Source organism: uncultured Shewanella sp. (assembly GCF_947501225.1).
Lineage (GTDB): Bacteria > Pseudomonadota > Gammaproteobacteria > Enterobacterales > Shewanellaceae > Shewanella.
The window spans coordinates 18,573-35,209 of record NZ_CANMUW010000007.1 but is presented as its reverse complement, the minus strand read 5'-3'; the positions used below and the strand labels follow the sequence as shown (position 1 = coordinate 35,209).

The following is a 16,637-nucleotide window of genomic DNA, read 5'->3' as shown; positions in this document are numbered from 1 at the left end:
TTCTATTGCTGGATCAGATAATCGTTACAATAAAAATGAAGGCCTTACAATGTCGTTACACAGTATAGAAGAGATCATCGAAGATATTCGCCTCGGTAAAATGGTTATCTTGATGGACGATGAAGATAGAGAAAACGAAGGTGATTTGATCATGGCTGCCGACATGGTGACGCCTGAAGCCATTAACTTTATGGCGACCTTCGGACGTGGCCTTATCTGTCAGACCCTGACAAAAGCACGTTGTGAGCAGTTGAATTTGCCTCTGATGGTAAGCAACAATAATGCTCAGTTCTCGACTAACTTCACCGTCTCTATCGAAGCGGCCGAAGGCGTCACGACGGGAATTTCGGCTCAAGATCGTGCAGTAACGGTAAAGGCTGCCGTTGCTAAAGATGCGAAACCGACAGACATTGTTCAGCCCGGCCATATCTTTCCACTGATGGCGCAAGAGGGCGGCGTACTTATTCGTGCGGGACACACCGAAGCCGGTTGTGATTTAGCGCGTCTTGCGGGGGCTGAGCCCTCTGCTGTTATCGTTGAGATCCTTAATGATGATGGCACTATGGCCCGTCGTCCGGATCTCGAGATCTTCGCCGAAAAGCATGGCCTTAAAATGGGCACTATTGCCGATTTGATCGAATATCGAAACACTAAGGAGACAAGTGTTGTGCGTGAAGCGCAATGTAAGTTGCCAACCCGTTTCGGTGAGTTTGATATGTTGACCTTCAGAGACACCATAGATAATCAGCTACATTACGTGTTGATTAATGGCGAGGTCAAAGAGAATGCGTTGGTACGTGTACACCTGCAGAACACCTTCAATGATCTGCTGCATTCAGAGCGGGATCAGCAGCGCAGTTGGCCACTTGAAAAAGCGATGCAACGCATTGCCGATGAGGGCGGTGTATTGGTGCTCTTGGGTCATCAAGAACATAGCAGTGACATTCTGGCGAAAGTGAAAACGTTTGAATTGGAAGATAGTGGTCAAGCCGTTGCTCCGGCTAAATGGCAGGGCACTTCACGTCAGGTTGGGGTCGGTTCACAGATCCTCGCTAACGTAGGTGTGACATCGATGCGACTACTCAGTTCACCAAAGAATTATCACTCACTTTCAGGCTTCGGTTTAGAAGTGACAGAGTATATCGCCGAGTAATAAAGATCTGCTCCATCTTAAACTGTTTTTTTACGATGAAAACAGTGCAGGTGGAGTCGTGAGTTAGAAAAATTAATCAATTCTGATGAATTGCATGGGGATCAACGCTGAGGTTGTGCTATCATACCGCCTCCTCCGCGCCCGTGCTGGGTAAATAAGCTAATTTAGGTAAGATAAATGAACGTAGTTCAAGGTAATATCGAGTCGAAGAACGCCAAGATCGCTATCGTAGTTTCACGCTTCAATAGCTTCGTTGTTGAAAGCCTGCTTGAGGGTGCGGTTGATACACTTAAGCGTTTCGGTCAAGTCACTGATGAAAATATCACAGTAGTACGAGTCCCCGGAGCGGTTGAGCTGCCACTTGCGGCACGTCGTGTTGCTGCCAGCGGTAAATTTGATGGGATCATTGCACTGGGTGCAGTTATCCGCGGTGGTACGCCACATTTTGATTTTGTTGCAGGTGAATGTAACAAAGGTTTAGCTCAAATCGCACTTGAGTTCGATCTTCCTGTTTCATTCGGTGTATTGACTACCGATACCATTGAGCAAGCGATTGAGCGCTCTGGTACTAAAGCGGGCAATAAGGGTGGTGAAGCTGCACTTGGCCTGCTTGAGATGGTTAATGTACTGCAAGAACTAGAACAGCAGTTGCAAGATTAGGAACAAAAATGAAGCCTTCTGAGCGCCGTAAGGCCCGTCGTTTAGCCGTCCAAGCCATCTATTCTTGGCAGTTAAGCGGAAATAATGTTGCCGATGTGGAACATGAGTTTCTCACAGAGCAAAAAGTTGATGGTGTCGATATCGCTTACTTCCGTGAGTTGTTATCCGGAGCCTCAACCAAACAGTCTCAGCTAGACGAGCTAATTACTCCTCATGTGGAGCGTCCGTATGACGAAGTATCTCCTATTGAGAAAGCCGTACTGAGACTCGCAACTTATGAACTCACATTTCGTAAGGATGTGCCTTATAAGGTCGCGATCAACGAGGCTATTGAACTGGCAAAGGCTTTTGGTGCAGAAGATGGCCATAAGTTTGTAAACGGTATTCTCGACAAGATTGTTGGTCGTAAGTAATACAATAAAACGGCATCTCAGGATGCCGTTTTTTTTCATGTGATTTACGCTTATTACTTGAAGTGATTAGGTCAGCTTTTCTAAAATCATCTCAAATATCTGACAGGGCTCCTGTTACCGTGAAAGAATTCCAATTAATAGAAAATTTCTTCACTAACCGCTCCCACTCGCGCCGTGATGTGGAGTTGAGCATTGGTGATGACTGTGCGCTGGTTCAGCCTGCTCTGAATAAATCTATAGCGATATCCTGCGATACTCTGGTTGAAGGGATTCACTTTTATCCGGATATTCCACCCCAGGCGCTGGGGTATAAATCGTTAGCGGTTAATCTCTCCGACTTAGCCTCCATGGGGGCGGAACCAGCCTGGGTGACACTGGCACTCACGCTCCCCGATGTGGACGAACAGTGGTTGAGCCAGTTCAGCTCCGGCCTTTTCGATGCCGCCGAATATTATGGTGTAGCTCTGGTTGGTGGCGATACGACAAGGGGACCTCGCTCGATAACCATCACGATTAATGGTCAGGTGCCTGCGGGCAAAGCATTAACCCGTGGTGGTGCTAAAAATGGTGATTGGATCTATGTGACAGGAACGATAGGTGACTCGGCCCTGGGGCTCGATGTCATTCGTGGAAAGCGAAAAGTTGATCCTGAACATCATGAGTATCTGGTTAACAGGCACTACTATCCGTCCCCCCGCGTGCTGGCCGGCCAATCATTGAGAGGGCTGGCATCGAGTGCCATAGACCTGTCAGATGGTCTTGGATCTGATATTAAGCACATACTTAAGCGCTCACAAGTTGGCGCGGTGATAGAACTTCAAAAATTGCCTCTGTCTAATGCGCTCACCGAATCGGTAACAGAGGATGAAGCATTAAGTTATGCCCTTATGGGGGGGGAAGATTACGAGTTACTGTTTACCGTCCCCGAAGCTCAGAAAGGCGCGCTCGAGACGGCACTGGCTAATGCCGGAGTGCAGTTTACTCAGATTGGACAGATCACCACAGGTGACTCCATAAAGCTGATGCGCAACAAAGAGCGTTTTACACCAAATAACATAGGCTTTGAGCACTTTTCCTGATGAACATATTCTCCAGAGATGAAGCTTTGACTCATCTTTCTTTGACTAACCCTATCCATTTTTTGGCTCTGGGGTTTGGCTCCGGTTTGGCGGCTAAGGCACCGGGAACCTTCGGTACTCTTGCTGCCATCCCGCTGTATCTGCTGATGGCCCCTCTGAGCCTGTCCTGGTATCTGGCATTGACTCTTATAAGTGTCATTGCCGGTTTTTATATCTGTGATAAAGCCGCTAAAGATATGGGCGTACACGACCATGGCGCTATCGTCTGGGATGAGGTCGCCGGCCTGCTCATCACCATGATAGCGGCTCCGGCGGGTTGGGTTTGGTTGTTGGTTGGCTTTGCCCTGTTTCGCTTCTTCGATATCATCAAACCCTGGCCCATACGTTGGTTAGATGCAAAGGTAGAAGGTGGCTTTGGCATCATGATAGATGATGTCCTCGCGGGGATCTTCGCTCTCGCTTGCCTGCAGGGGTTAGCTCACTACCTGGCGTAGGCTATGGTGTAAGCTTGTGGCACTCAGGCGGGTGTCATAAGCGCTTTTCTTCTCGATGGCTAAGCGTGACTTTATGCCTGATTCATTCATATTGAGGCTAACTCCCCTCTCTGCTTTATCCTGTCGCTGATTTCTCTCTATTGAAAAAACCGTGTAAAAACGGTTTGTAATCACCCGGCTGCCGACTAGTTGAATTATCAGTTTTCCTTTTGCTAATAGCACTGAAATGCGCTAATTTGGATTCGCTTAATGAGTTAACATATTAACTCTATTATCTATTTAGTGAGCTTGGTGCCAGGGAGTAATCCCGATATCAACGTCTTGTTGTTTCTATGCTCCTGCTCATCGATTGCACCAAACATGGAGACGGACCGTGGATCACACAACCAGTAAAGTTAAGAGTATGTATGAGCAATATCCCTACCCGTCGGGCGATCCGACCATCAGAGCCGGGTTCGATATCAGGTTACTCTTAAGCTATGTGGCTAAGAAAAAAGATAAGGACGGGCCTCTTCACGTATTAGATGCCGGGTGTGGCCGAGGTCCGGCAGTTCTCGGGGCTGCATCACTTCAACCCAATGTGATGTTTACCGCCATCGATATTAATAGTGTTGGTTTAGCCGAGGCGCGAGCCAATGCTCAGGCGCGCGGTCTCACCAATATTAACTTTGTGCAGGCTGACCTTATGACGTTAGAGGGGGTAGAGGTGCCTCCCGGTGGCTTCGATGTCATCTACTCTTCCGGAGTATTGCATCACCTGTCCGATCCTCAGGTGGGTCTTAACAATCTGACCGAGATCCTGGCTCCTCACGGCGTGATCTCATTAATGCTCTATGGCAGTTATGGCCGGCAAGCTCTCTATCGTCTTATCGAAGGGATAGACATTATCTCGTCTAATCAAGCTCCCATCGAGAGTCGATTACCACTCGCCAGAAAGTTAACCGAGGTTGCCGATAGCACCATCTTTAAGGGGAATTACTGGGAAAATACCCATAGCAACCCTGATGTGGAGTTTGTCGATACCTGCCTGAATGTGAATGAAGTGAGTTACGATATAAGCTCCTTATGGCAATTTATTGCGAATGCCGGAATGAAGTTCATTCGTTGGACCGATCCCGATGCATGGTCGGTAGAGAAACGTTTCACAGATCCTCAACTGTTAGCCAGATTAAAGGAGTTGAGCCTGACGGAGCAGTATAAGGTGATTGAAAGGCTGTTCGAGATCCCCAAGCTGGAGTTTATTATCTGTAAGGCCGATAACTCAGCCGCTCCAATGGTCACAGTTGAGCAGATCGACTCGAGTCAATTTGCCGTGAACCCGGAGGCTTCATTCTCTGTTGAGAAGCGCAATCTGGATCACTCCCAACGAATAGAAAAGGTGAGCTACAGGGTGCGAAACAGGAAAAGTGAAACGGTAACCGATCCGATTCTGGCTCAAGTGATACTGCTTCTTACCGAACAAACCACCTGTTTTTCCGGTGCCGATATGCTTAACGTACTAGGTCAGAATGGGGCTGATAAAAACAGGGCTGTAGAGGTTATCTACCAACTGCTTAACGAAGAGGTTATCTTTATCCCTTAAGTTCGAGGAGGAAGTCCCTGGAAGGGGCTTCCTCTGGCTGAATTGGATAGCCATCGATATCAGGAGTGTAAGAGCTCCTTCGCGTTGGCCAGTGTGTTGCTGGTGATAACATCCCCACCCAGTAACCGAGCCAGCTCCTCTATACGCTGTGTCTTATCTAACGGTACCATCGAGGTTTCAGTTTTTCCCCCTCTGCTCTGTTTATTGACAAACATATGTTGATGGCCCTTGCCTGCAACCTGGGGCAGGTGAGTCACGCACATGACTTGGGTCGACTCTCCTAAACTACGGAGCATTCTTCCAACGACTGCCGCTGTCGGTCCCGATATTCCGACATCGACCTCATCGAATATCAGAGTCGGCGTAGCGACCTTCTTGGCCGTGATCACCTGAATACCTAAACCAATACGTGACAGTTCGCCACCCGAAGCGACCTTAGAGATCGGTTGCAGTGGTTGTCCCGGGTTGGTGGTAACCAGAAACTCTATCGTGTCACAGCCGTTAGGGGATATATGGGACTCGTTGAAGTTAACAGATATGGAGAACTTGCCCTTGGGCATGCTCAACTCCCGGATAGATTGAGTGACTTTTTTATCTAACTCTTTGGCATAACGGATGCGGCTCTGGCTGAGTTTTTTTGCATGGGTGATATAACTCTCAAGGCTGGCATCGACCTCCTCCTGAAGGGAGGTGAGTGCCTCCTCGTCGGAGTCCAATGAGGCCAGCTCGGCGATCAGTGTTTGATGGTGACTGTAGAGCTCGTTAGGATTAACCTGATGCTTTCTGGAGAGCTGCATCACCTTTGAGAGGCGCTGTTCTAAGAAGGAGAAGTGTTCCGGATCCAGCTCCAATCCATCGAGGTAACGCTCGAGCTCGCTACTACTCTCCTGAACCTGAATAAGTGCATCATTGAGCATGTTAACCACACTATTCAACTGTGGATCGTATGCTTCTAACTCCTGAGCCTGGGATATCCCGGCATTGATGAGGGATTCAACACTGGCTTCATCATTATCTTGCAGAATAAACAGTTCCTTACGGCATGCGTCAATGAGAGCCGTGCCATTGGCAAGTTTCTTATGTTCGGATTCTATCTGCTCAAACTCACCATCCTCGAGTGCAAATTCATTGAGCTCTTCAACCTGATATTGGAGTAGCTGTTTTCTGGCGATTCGCTCGTGTTGCGACTGTTGCAGTGCTTTAAGCTCTTTCTCGATCAGCTTGCACCGCTGAAAGCTGCTCGATACCGATTCAAGCAGAAGTCTGTGGTTGGCGTAGCTATCGAGCAGGGTAAGCTGGTGCTCACTTTTTAGCATGGCATGATGGGCATGTTGGCCGTGGATCCCAATTAACAGCTGTCCAAGGCTCTTCATTTGACCCAATGGAACCGGGTTACCGTTGATATAGGCTCTTGAGCGTCCATCGGAGCCGATGGTACGCCTCAGGATGCATTCGTCGTCGAGTTCAAGGTCGTTATCTTCTAGCCACCGCTTTGCCAATGGAACATCATCTAAAGAAAACCTGGCACTGAATTCGGCTTTAGTGGCACCCGGGCGGAGTGTATTGGCATCGGCCCTATTACCCAGGCAGAGACCTAACGCATCTATGGCGATCGATTTTCCCGCACCCGTTTCGCCGGTAATTGTGGTCATCCCTGGCTTGAAGTCCAGCTCGAGAAAGCGAACTATGGCAAAGTTGTTGATACTGAGTTGGCAAAGCATAGCGGCATCCCTTCTAAGAGTACTGTGTTTTTAAACAGTATATACTGATTTTATATACAGTAAAGCTTTGTGTGAATATTACTCTATCCTGCCGGTTAACGTGTTCTGAGTAACGCGTCTATAACCGGCAGGGTCAATATGCTGAGCAGGGTCCCGGCGACAATTGCCTGAGCGCTCACTTGAGCCTGAACCTGGTACCTCTGGGCTAACAGGTAGACACTTGCGGCAGTAGGAAGTGAAGCTAAGATGACCCCCATGATCAGATAGTCTCCCTCGATGGAGAAGGCCGATAATAAAATATAGGCCAGCATCGGCTGAATAAGTAGCTTACATAGATTTATCCAGCCTAATTCCGCGAATCGCCCCATAGGGTTGCTTCGTGGTGATTTAGCCGAGTCTCTGGCTTTTGCCAATACCATACCGATAGCAAAAAGAGCGCAGGGGCTGGAGCTCATACCTATCTGTTTGATCATTATCGAGATGGCGTTAAAGAGCTCGATCTGCAATGCGGATAGGGTGATACCTATCGCACTGCCTATTACAATAGGGTTTTGCAGCAGGGATTGTGTAACCGTTATTAGCGGTGGTTGTGTTTTCTCTCCCCGATATAGCTCCAGGGTGACCAGTACGATTGCAAATACCACTACTGACAGCAGACTCGCGATAGCCGCTGCGGCGAACGCACTCTGTTGTGCCGGAAATATCATCGCCAGAAGAGGAATACCGATAAAGGCGGTGTTGCCGAAGGTGGTGTTTAATGCTCTGACTGCCGCTATATCTGAGCGAGCCTTATTGATCTTCAGGGAGATAAAGGTAACCAACAGGTAGGTTATCAGCATCGCGATACTGTAACCGGCGATAAAGCCCCATTGAAGGATCTCCTCTATCGGTGTCTGTGCCAGAGCAAACAACATGATGGCTGGGAAGGCGATGTAATAGACATATTGGTTTAGTACCTGATCGGTTTCGCTTGGCAAGATTTTGAGTTTTTGGATCACGGCGCCTAACAGCATGATCCCGAGCACTGAAAAAAGTGGAGCTAATATTGGCGACATCAGTAGCATTCCTGAAACGAGCGAATAATACAAATACCATAAAATACCGGGGAAAGGATATTACGCTAAGGTCTAGCCTTGGGGGAGCGGCAGAGCAGTCAAGTCGAATACCGGTTAATTCGACTTGGCTCTTTTGCCAGGTGCTGGTGAGTTTGATAGCCTGGTGCTATCATTTTTAGCACTCTTTGCATCCAGTAAACTCACCCTTAGCGGAGGCAGTACCCCAAGCTCCTGGTAGAAGCTCACTTGCCTTCTTAACTCAAACAGAGAGCCGATGCGGCTCTGAGCACCTATGGTGAGTTTCCAGGTATCTGTCAAACCTTCAGAGTTTGTCAGTACATGGCCTTCATAAATCAATTTACGCATAGTTATATGACGAAGGCTAAACTTCCGGTGTTGCTATGCCTATGTTTGACACGCCAGCCTCAATGATCTCCTTACGTAATGCCTTTATAAACCCGGCATCCAGTTTGGGGTTTTCTTCGATAAGTTCAAGCAGAGAGTCCTGCAGAGCCTTCTCTTCAACCATGACTTCATGATTAAAAATGTAGTCATCAAAAGCATCTTCGTCCATCTCAATATCGGAGATAGCTTCGATATAGTTTGCTACAGTGCTGGAGGAGAGCTTGCTGATGTTGACGATATCCTCTTCAACTTTTCCCTGTATTGCGCTCAAAAGTGAGATAAGTGCCGTTGAAGCATCCATTGCCGGATAAACGCCATAGACATCAAACTCGGCCGGGTTGGGAGTGTTAAGCTCTAATCGTTCCAGGTAGATATCGATATTCAGCTTAAGCTTTTGATCATAGGTCGATTGCCATAGCAGGTTTAAGACAGTGTCTAAAACCTGGGGATCACCAAATTCGCACACCTGAGAAAATAACTGATAGTTGGGTAACATGCGTTGGCATAAGGCAATAGCAAATACTTTCTTTTGTTGAAAACTTAATGCTTTTACGCGCTTAAAGAAGCCTGGTTTTTTTGTCATCGATTATGTCCGTAGATAACTGGGATATTACTTGATTTGCAGCCGATTCTACCTTAGTTAGCTCATCAAGTAACTCAAGTATTTCGGGTTCGACATCGGCAACGCTGGCCCCCTGCTTCAAAGTCGACTCAATGGCCTGGCACAGTTTCTGTGTCGTTGGCACGCCACAATAGCAACTGGCGCCATGCAGTTTATGTACTGTGCTCAGCATGATTTGATCATCGAAGGACTCGAGTGCAGCCTCAATTTGTTGAGTTGTTTCAGGTAGCGAGTCTAACAGCATCTTCAGCATATCCAGTGCCAAGTCAGGTTTATGGTTAGCCTGAGTCAGGCATAGTTCCCAATTGAGAGTAAATTGGTCGAAATGGGTGAACTTAGGTTTAGTCTTCCAACGATCGATCACGCCTCTCAAGGCGGCCTCATCGATAGGTTTTGGCAGGTAGCCATCCATTCCACTTTGTTGAATACGTTCGCGCTCCTCTGCGATGGCATGGGCCGTGACAGCAATAATTGGTGTATTGCGGTTGAGGGAGTTCTGCCTGATGAGTTTGGTGGCACTGATGCCGTCGGTTCCAGGCATCTGTATATCCATAAATATGAGGTCGAAGCTACGCTCCTGTGCGATATCCACCGCGCCCTGGCCGCTGTCAATAACGGTAACCTGACTGACTAACTCTTTGAGCAGGGTATCGATAAGCTTTAAGTTCGCCGGGTTATCATCGACGGCGAGGACGCGTAAAGGCTCTCTCTCTATGGATTCCAGACTGGCGGAGTCCTCTGTGAGGGAGCGACTCTGAGTGTCGGGTTGCGGGTCGATGAGGATTTGAGCCAGTGCTTTTTCGCCGATAGGGGCGGGGATCAGCTTATCTACAAATGGCAGTAGATCTTGTGTCACCGCTTCATTGCTACCACAGATAAAGACCAGGTATTGACAGCGTTCCTTAATCTCCTTCAGTTGAGATGAGATCTGATCTTTGTCTCCCAAACCGTTGCAACTGATGATCGCGTAATCGAATGTCCCACTCTTTCGGCTGAGAGTATTGTTTAGCTGCTCTATAGAGCGGGTGTTAGTGACCTGCATTTTCCAGTGGTTGACCAGACGGTTGAGTGTGCTGTTGGATAGCTCTCTGGGCTCCAGTAAAAGCATGGTTTTACCATAGAGCTTATCCAGAGGGAGCACCTGTCCGATAGGATACTGACTCCTTTGCAGTGGCAGTGTGAACCAAAAAGTCGAGCCATGGTTGAGCTTTGAGGTACAGCCTATCTGGCCTCCCATCCGATTGACCAGTCGTTTGGTGATGATAAGTCCCAGCCCTGTTCCGCCAAAGCGTCGGGAGATCGATGAATCTGCCTGACCGAAGGCCTGGAATAGATACTCCTGTTGACCGGCATCGATACCGATACCTGTATCTGTGACTTCACACCTCAGTTGAACCTCCTCCTCGGTGGAGTCGGTTAACTGCAGTTTCAGATGAACGCTACCCTTGTCGGTGAACTTGATTGCATTACCTACAAGGTTCGTCATGATCTGGCTTATTCGCATCGCATCACCGGACAGATCTTCCGGGATCTCCGGTTCGATATCGATAACCAGTTCGATATCTTTCTCGCGTGCGCTGTTTGATAGTAGCGTGATGGTGTCGTCGAGCACCTCTCTGAGTGCAAAAGGCATATTTTCCAATACCATCTTGCCCGCTTCAAGCTTAGAGAAATCGAGAATATCGTTAATGATATCAAGCAGGTTGGTGGCACTCTTTTCGATAGTGTTGATGTATTCCTGCTGACTGGTGTGTAACGGTGTCTTTAACAGCTGTTTGGCAAAACCTATGACACCATTGAGTGGTGTTCTGAGTTCATGGGACATGTTTGCTAAAAATTCAGATTTTATTCTACTGGCTTCCAGAGCACGTTTTTTTGCCAGGTCGAGTTCAACGTTTTGGATCTCAATCTGTTCCAGGGTTTCTCGCAGATCTGATGTCGCCTGATCGATATTCTGCTGCATCTCATCGTGATAATCGGACAGGGAGCCGGCCATAGCGTTGATGCCCCGCTTCAGCAGATCCAGCTCACCGATCAGATTGCCATCGACCCGGGTGTCGAGTTTTCCTTCACGAATCTTAGCTACAACTCTAACCATCTCGGTGATAGGTTGAGTGACATTTTTAACCAGCCTGAAGGTGAACAGCAGGTTTAGCTGAACCCCAATCAATACTATGATAAATGCGGCGACGGCGGCTCTGTGTTGCTCGAGTAGTGCGTTCTCCTTGTTGATAAGCACGGCAATATAGCCAAGTTTAGTGGCAACGACCTGTTCAGCGTCTTGCTCATCAAAGGTGTTAACCTTGAGCTCATGTTCAGATGAGAAGATGGGGCTACGTAAGATAAGGCTGTCCCCCACCTGCTCGAGTTCGGTACGCATTAAGCTACTCAAAGGCTGATCGTAGCGCATCAGCTCGTGATCTTTATAGTGGTGAGAGGTGACTATGACCCGGTTATTGGTATCGAAGATGGCAATAAACTGCACTAATGATGACTTATTCAGCTGGGCGGCGGTGATAAGCTTCTTGGTCGTTTCGAAATCTTTCTTTTCCAGACCTATCTCGGCAGCGATAGCTAAAGGCTCAATGATATTGCCGCCCTGTTCTATGAGCGTTTCTTCGAGTTCATAGAAACGATTTATGGTAAAATAACTGCCCAGTAATATCCCGACCAGGATTGTAGGAGCTAACGCCAGTACAAGAACCCATGAGCGGAGACTATATTTGGTCATGTTATTGGCATTATTCATTAGGTTAGCTGATTTACCAGTTTTTTGACAAACGTTACACTAGACTGCCAGAAGAGAGGCAGTCTTGGCCAGTATTATTATTGATTTAGAGGCCTAAATGGCACAGTTTTTTAAAGCGAAACCAAACAGTTCTAAGCAACTATCGGCAAAAGTCACATTAGATGTGACTCAATTGGATCACTTAGGTGCCGGAATAGCCCAGCATCAGGGGAAAGTTGTCTTTATTCCCGGTGCCCTTCCCGGTGAAAGGGTAGCGGCACAGCTTATCGAGCAGAAGAAGCGCCATGCCCGCGCAAAGTTGCTCAAGGTCGAGTCAGATTCCCATGATAGGGTTGAACCCAGGTGCCCCTACTATGACAAGTGTGGAGGATGCGACCTGCAACACCTTTCGATAGATAAGCAACGTAGTCATAAACAGTCTACACTGGTCGATCTTATGGCTAAGTTGAGTCATACCGAAGCCGAGTTACTGGCCCCGGCATTAACCGGTGATGGCTGGCATTATCGCAGACGTGCTCGTTTGGCGACCTACTACAACAAAGAGAGTAAGCAGATAACCTTAGGTTTTCGAGCCTCTTCGAGCAGGCAGGTTATAGATATCAAGCAGTGTCCGGTTCTCGCTAAGCCCCTATCCGATCTGATTTCGCCCATTTCGGTGTTACTTAATCAACTCACGGCTAAGAAGGCGCTGGGGCACCTGGAGTTGATCGATGCCGATAATGGCTACTTTGCCGTATTGAGGATGACTAAGGCACTGTCTGACAAAGATGCGAAGAAGCTCGCCTGCTTCGCAAATGAGAAAAGCATAAGTCTGGTTGTTCAAGGGAATGAAGGTGAGCTTACCATTTTCGGAGATAACGATGAGCTGCCATATTATACCTTAGGTGACGTGAAGCTTAACTTTACTCCGGGAAACTTTGTGCAGGTAAATGCCGCCATCAACGAGGCTATGGTTAAACAGGCTGTCGATTGGTTATCTGTACAGGGGGATGAGCGGGTACTGGATCTGTTTTGCGGCGTCGGAAACTTCAGCCTGCCATTGGCAAGGGCCGGCGGCGAGGTGATCGGTGTCGAGGGTGTTCCCGAGATGGTTAAACAGGCCAGAGATAATGCCGCCGACAGTAAAATTGAGAATGTGTCATTCTTTCATACGGACCTGAGTGCCGATCTCTCTAAAGAGCCATGGTTAGGAAAGGTGGATAAACTGCTATTAGACCCGGCCAGAGCGGGGGCATTTGAGAGTCTTCAGTGGCTGAAAAAGATGAAGCCCAAGGCGATAGTTTATGTCTCATGCGATCCCTCAAGTTTAGCCAGGGACAGCGAACCTCTGTTAAAGCATGGTTATAAGCTTAAAAGGCTGGGTTTGATCGACATGTTTCCGCAAACGCATCATATCGAAGCCATGGCGCTGTTTGAATTGGATTAATTTCTGTTAATTGCCTCATTTGTCAGCGTTTGTTAATTGACAAGTACGGCACAATGCTGAAGATAGATACATTACTTCCATGGGTGGTGTTGTTTACCACTCTTTTAATTATCAATTAAGGACGTTATTGAGATGGTATCAGTTCGAGAAGCACACTTTAGTGATCCGGATTTTCAGCTGGAGGAGTGGGTCAATCGCTACATCAGCGATACGGATGAAGCCCAGACTTTACTTGAACTGATCAGCCGTATCGAAACAATGGTTGCCGAGAGTGAAGAAGATAATGATCTGCTGAACCAGCGTGCAAGAGAGATGATCGAGATCCTCGCGCCGCTGAATATGGATATCGATACGCTTCAGGCTTCTGTGCTGTTTGTTGTATTCGAAGCCGGTCTACTGTCTAAAGAGGCGTTAGAGGAGACTTTCGGAAGCGGGTTAGCCAGACTGGTGAGCAGCGTCGAAACCATGAACGCCATCGGAGCGCTTAAGGTCGATGATCAATCCAGGGCCGGAGAGCCTCAAATCGACAACATTCGTCGCATGTTGCTGGCGATGGTCGAAGATGTACGGGCCGTCGTGATTAAGTTGGCCGAACGGATCTGCCTGCTGCGTGAAGTGAAAAATGCCGACGAAGAGACCCGTGTGTTGTTGGCTCGTGAAATTGCAGATATCTATGCTCCCTTAGCGAACAGGCTGGGTATCGGTCAACTCAAGTGGGAGCTTGAGGATATCTCATTTCGCTATCTTCACCCGGAAACTTATAAAGAGATCGCCAAGCAACTCGATGGTAAGCGAATCGATCGTGAAACCTTTATCGATGATTTCGTCGCTCAACTGCAGAACCGCTTAGATAAAGACCAGATCAGAGCGAAAGTCTATGGTCGTCCTAAGCATATCTACAGCATCTGGAAAAAGATGAAGGGCAAAGATCTCAAGTTTGATGAGCTCTTCGATGTGCGCGCGGTGCGTATCGTGACCGACAGGCTACAGGATTGTTATGGCGCCCTGGGAGTTGTGCATACGCTTTGGCACCATATTCCCCGTGAGTTTGATGACTATGTGGCGAACCCTAAACCTAACGGCTATCAATCAATTCATACGATAGTTGTCGGCCCGGAGGGGAAAACGGTAGAGATCCAGATCCGTACCGAGCAGATGCATGAAGATGCTGAACTCGGTGTCGCCGCCCACTGGAAATATAAAGAGGGGGCGAGTGGCGGTAAACAGAGCGGTTATGAGGAGAAAATTAACTGGTTGCGTAAGATCCTTCAATGGCAGGAAGATGTCGCCGAAAGTGGCAACCTGGTCGAAGAGGTTCGCAGTCAGGTCTTCGAAGATCGTGTCTATGTATTTACTCCCAATGGCGAAGTGGTCGATCTGCCCCTTGGCTCAACCGTATTGGATTTTGCCTACTACATTCATTCGCATGTCGGTCATAAGTGTATCGGTGCCAAGGTCGATGGCAGAATCGTGCCTTTCACCTATCAGGTGGAAACCGGTGAGCGGATTGAGATCATCACTTCCAAGCATCCAAACCCTAAGCGTGACTGGCTGAATCCAAATCTGGGCTATATTCGTACCTCCCGGGCTCGTTCGAAAATTCAGCACTGGTTTAAGCAACAGGACAGAGATAAGAATATCGTTGCCGGTAAAGAGATGCTTGAGGCAGAGCTATCCCGTTCCGGCTTGAGGATTAAGGATGCCCACAGCGCGGTCGAGCGTTTTAACATGGTGAGTATGGACGATCTTCTTGCGGGGATAGGAGGTGGTGATGTCCGCCTGAATCAGGTCGTTAACCACGTTCAGAGCCAGATGCGAATCAATGATCTCTCGGATGAGGAAGCGGTAGAAGATCTGGTCAAAAAGAGTCAAAGCAAGAGTACTCGTAAGGGTAAGGGGCAGGTAGAGGTCAACGGTGTAGGCAATCTTATGAGCCATATTGCTCGCTGTTGTCAGCCCGTGCCGGGCGATGAGATCTTTGGCTTTATCACCAAGGGGCGTGGTATTTCGGTACATAGAGCCGATTGCGAGCAGGTGAAAGAGCTGATGCGAGCCCATCCTGAACGAGCCGTGGATGTGGTCTGGGGGGAGAACTATTCCGGGGGGTACAAGATCCGTCTTCGAATCATTGCCAACGATCGCTCGGGTCTGTTGCGTGACCTGACATCGGTATTGGCGGCGGAGAAGACCCATGTGATGGCGATGAGCTCCTCTTCGGATGTTAAAACACAAACGGCGGCAATTGAACTCGAACTTGAGCTCTATAACCTCGATGGTTTATCGAGAGTGATCGCTAAGTTGACTCAGATCGATGGAGTCAGTGAGGCCAGAAGACTATAACATTGGCCTAATTGGTATAGATTGCTTATAAATGACGGCCCAGGTCGTCATTTTCATTTTTGTTTTGACTTAAATAGTAACATTCATTCAAGGAACATCGATGCATCATAATGCCGACATGCAACCCCTTCTCGAAATCATGGCTAAACTCAGGGACCCTGAAAGTGGTTGTCCCTGGGACAGGGCGCAGACACTTGAAACCATAGTGCCTTTTACGCTGGAGGAGGCTTATGAGGTCGCCGATACCATAGAGCGAATGGCGCTCGATGAACTGCCTGACGAGTTAGGTGACCTGCTTTTTCAGGTGGTGTTCTATTGTCAACTTGGAAAAGAGCAGGGGCTGTTCGATTTTGCAGATGTGGTTGGCAAAATCTGTACTAAACTCACTTCTAGACATCCCCATGTTTTTGGTGAACTGGAAGGTGCCAGTGCCGAACAGGTGAAAGATAACTGGGAGAAGATAAAGGCAAGCGAACGCAGTGAAAAGGAGCTACATTCGGTGCTGGATAATATCCCGCTTGGGTTGCCCGCATTGTCACGCTCGATGAAGATTCAGAAACGGGTGGCTCGGGTCGGCTTCGATTGGGTTGAGCTTGCACCTGTTGTCGACAAGATTCATGAAGAGATCGATGAGGTTTTGCATGAAGTGGAGCAACAGGAGGTGAACCCCTCTAAGGTTCAGGATGAGATGGGCGATCTATTGTTTGCCGTCGTGAACCTCTCAAGACACCTGGGGGTGGAGCCCGAGCAGGCACTTCGTCAGGCCAACAGCAAGTTTGAACGCCGCTTTAGGGGCGTAGAGGCCTTGGCAGGGCAGAGTGGCAAGTCGATGCAGGAGCACACTTTAGAGGAATTGGAGTGTTATTGGGGTGAAATAAAATTACAGGAATAGACATTTAGATCAAAATTATTGTTTAACTTGTTTGTCGAATCGCTAG

Annotated in this window: 14 protein-coding genes; 9 read left to right on the top strand and 5 right to left on the bottom strand. The window is 48.2% G+C overall.

Annotated features, from left to right (window positions below):
• The first annotated feature begins 49 nt into the window (after positions 1-49).
• The 6 genes from ribBA (at position 50) to Q1B47_RS11910 (ending at position 5,381) form a co-directional block, all read left to right on the top strand.
• Positions 50-1,153, top strand: coding sequence for a bifunctional 3,4-dihydroxy-2-butanone-4-phosphate synthase/GTP cyclohydrolase II (gene ribBA, locus Q1B47_RS11935; RefSeq protein ID WP_299793710.1), 1,104 nt, complete (start codon positions 50-52; stop codon positions 1,151-1,153).
• A 177-nt stretch (positions 1,154-1,330) separates the two neighbouring features.
• Complete coding sequence (gene ribE / locus Q1B47_RS11930; RefSeq protein WP_299793707.1) at positions 1,331-1,813, top strand: 6,7-dimethyl-8-ribityllumazine synthase; 483 nt, start codon at positions 1,331-1,333, stop codon at positions 1,811-1,813.
• An 8-nt stretch (positions 1,814-1,821) separates the two neighbouring features.
• The gene (nusB, locus tag Q1B47_RS11925; RefSeq protein WP_299793704.1) at positions 1,822-2,226 is read left to right on the top strand and encodes a transcription antitermination factor NusB; all 405 of its coding nucleotides are present in this window, start codon (positions 1,822-1,824) and stop codon (positions 2,224-2,226) included.
• 119 nt (positions 2,227-2,345) lie between these two features.
• Positions 2,346-3,305, top strand: coding sequence for a thiamine-phosphate kinase (gene thiL / locus Q1B47_RS11920; RefSeq protein ID WP_299793701.1), 960 nt, complete (start codon positions 2,346-2,348; stop codon positions 3,303-3,305).
• The gene (locus Q1B47_RS11915; RefSeq protein ID WP_299793697.1) at positions 3,305-3,799 is read left to right on the top strand and encodes a phosphatidylglycerophosphatase A; all 495 of its coding nucleotides are present in this window, start codon (positions 3,305-3,307) and stop codon (positions 3,797-3,799) included. The genes thiL and Q1B47_RS11915 overlap by 1 nt, the downstream gene beginning before the upstream one ends.
• Positions 3,800-4,172: 373 nt before the next feature.
• Positions 4,173-5,381 carry a class I SAM-dependent methyltransferase gene (locus Q1B47_RS11910; protein WP_299793694.1) on the top strand — a complete coding sequence of 403 codons (1,209 nt, stop codon included), beginning with the start codon at positions 4,173-4,175 and terminating at the stop codon, positions 5,379-5,381.
• A 59-nt stretch (positions 5,382-5,440) separates the two neighbouring features.
• Here the strand turns inward: Q1B47_RS11910 and recN are convergent, their stop codons facing one another.
• From recN to barA, 5 genes are all read right to left on the bottom strand, one after another.
• The gene (recN, locus tag Q1B47_RS11905; RefSeq protein WP_299793691.1) at positions 5,441-7,102 is read right to left on the bottom strand and encodes a DNA repair protein RecN; all 1,662 of its coding nucleotides are present in this window, start codon (positions 7,100-7,102) and stop codon (positions 5,441-5,443) included.
• Positions 7,103-7,197: 95 nt separating this feature from the next.
• Entirely contained in the window at positions 7,198-8,157 is a 960-nt protein-coding gene (locus tag Q1B47_RS11900; RefSeq protein ID WP_299793688.1) for an AEC family transporter, read from the bottom strand.
• 114 nt (positions 8,158-8,271) lie between these two features.
• Positions 8,272-8,523: a hypothetical protein gene (locus Q1B47_RS11895; RefSeq protein ID WP_299793685.1), complete on the bottom strand. Its 252-nt coding sequence runs from the start codon at positions 8,521-8,523 to the stop codon at positions 8,272-8,274.
• A 16-nt stretch (positions 8,524-8,539) separates the two neighbouring features.
• Complete coding sequence (locus tag Q1B47_RS11890) at positions 8,540-9,145, bottom strand: YjaG family protein (protein ID WP_299793682.1); 606 nt, start codon at positions 9,143-9,145, stop codon at positions 8,540-8,542.
• Entirely contained in the window at positions 9,120-11,933 is a 2,814-nt protein-coding gene (barA, locus tag Q1B47_RS11885; RefSeq protein ID WP_299793679.1) for a two-component sensor histidine kinase BarA, read from the bottom strand. Before barA ends, Q1B47_RS11890 begins: the two co-directional genes overlap by 26 nt.
• A 97-nt stretch (positions 11,934-12,030) precedes the next feature.
• On the opposite strand from barA, the gene rlmD reads away from it, so the two are divergent.
• The 3 genes from rlmD to mazG all read left to right on the top strand — a co-directional run bounded on the left by rlmD (position 12,031) and on the right by mazG (position 16,591).
• Positions 12,031-13,359, top strand: a complete 1,329-nt coding sequence (rlmD, locus tag Q1B47_RS11880) for a 23S rRNA (uracil(1939)-C(5))-methyltransferase RlmD (RefSeq protein WP_299793676.1) — start codon at positions 12,031-12,033, stop codon at positions 13,357-13,359.
• Positions 13,360-13,491: 132 nt separating this feature from the next.
• Complete coding sequence (gene relA / locus Q1B47_RS11875; protein ID WP_299793673.1) at positions 13,492-15,699, top strand: GTP diphosphokinase; 2,208 nt, start codon at positions 13,492-13,494, stop codon at positions 15,697-15,699.
• Positions 15,700-15,799: 100 nt separating this feature from the next.
• Positions 15,800-16,591 (top strand): nucleoside triphosphate pyrophosphohydrolase, encoded by a 792-nt coding sequence (mazG, locus tag Q1B47_RS11870; RefSeq protein ID WP_299793670.1) that lies wholly within the window; start codon positions 15,800-15,802, stop codon positions 16,589-16,591.
• Positions 16,592-16,637 lie beyond the last annotated feature (46 nt).

Excerpts from the sequence above, each read along its gene's own strand:
- ribBA (WP_299793710.1), top strand. The coding sequence starts at position 50 with ATGTCGTTACACAGTATAGAAGAGATCATCGAAGATATTCGCCTCGGT.
- rlmD (WP_299793676.1), top strand. The coding sequence starts at position 12,031 with ATGGCACAGTTTTTTAAAGCGAAACCAAACAGTTCTAAGCAACTATCG.
- relA (WP_299793673.1), top strand. The coding sequence starts at position 13,492 with ATGGTATCAGTTCGAGAAGCACACTTTAGTGATCCGGATTTTCAGCTG.
- Q1B47_RS11895 (WP_299793685.1), bottom strand. The coding sequence starts at position 8,523 with ATGCGTAAATTGATTTATGAAGGCCATGTACTGACAAACTCTGAAGGT.
- Q1B47_RS11890 (WP_299793682.1), bottom strand. The coding sequence starts at position 9,145 with ATGACAAAAAAACCAGGCTTCTTTAAGCGCGTAAAAGCATTAAGTTTT.
- barA (WP_299793679.1), bottom strand. The coding sequence starts at position 11,933 with ATGAATAATGCCAATAACATGACCAAATATAGTCTCCGCTCATGGGTT.
- nusB (WP_299793704.1), top strand. The coding sequence starts at position 1,822 with ATGAAGCCTTCTGAGCGCCGTAAGGCCCGTCGTTTAGCCGTCCAAGCC.
- recN (WP_299793691.1), bottom strand. The coding sequence starts at position 7,102 with ATGCTTTGCCAACTCAGTATCAACAACTTTGCCATAGTTCGCTTTCTC.
- ribE (WP_299793707.1), top strand. The coding sequence starts at position 1,331 with ATGAACGTAGTTCAAGGTAATATCGAGTCGAAGAACGCCAAGATCGCT.
- mazG (WP_299793670.1), top strand. The coding sequence starts at position 15,800 with ATGCATCATAATGCCGACATGCAACCCCTTCTCGAAATCATGGCTAAA.
- Q1B47_RS11915 (WP_299793697.1), top strand. The coding sequence starts at position 3,305 with ATGAACATATTCTCCAGAGATGAAGCTTTGACTCATCTTTCTTTGACT.
- Q1B47_RS11900 (WP_299793688.1), bottom strand. The coding sequence starts at position 8,157 with ATGTCGCCAATATTAGCTCCACTTTTTTCAGTGCTCGGGATCATGCTG.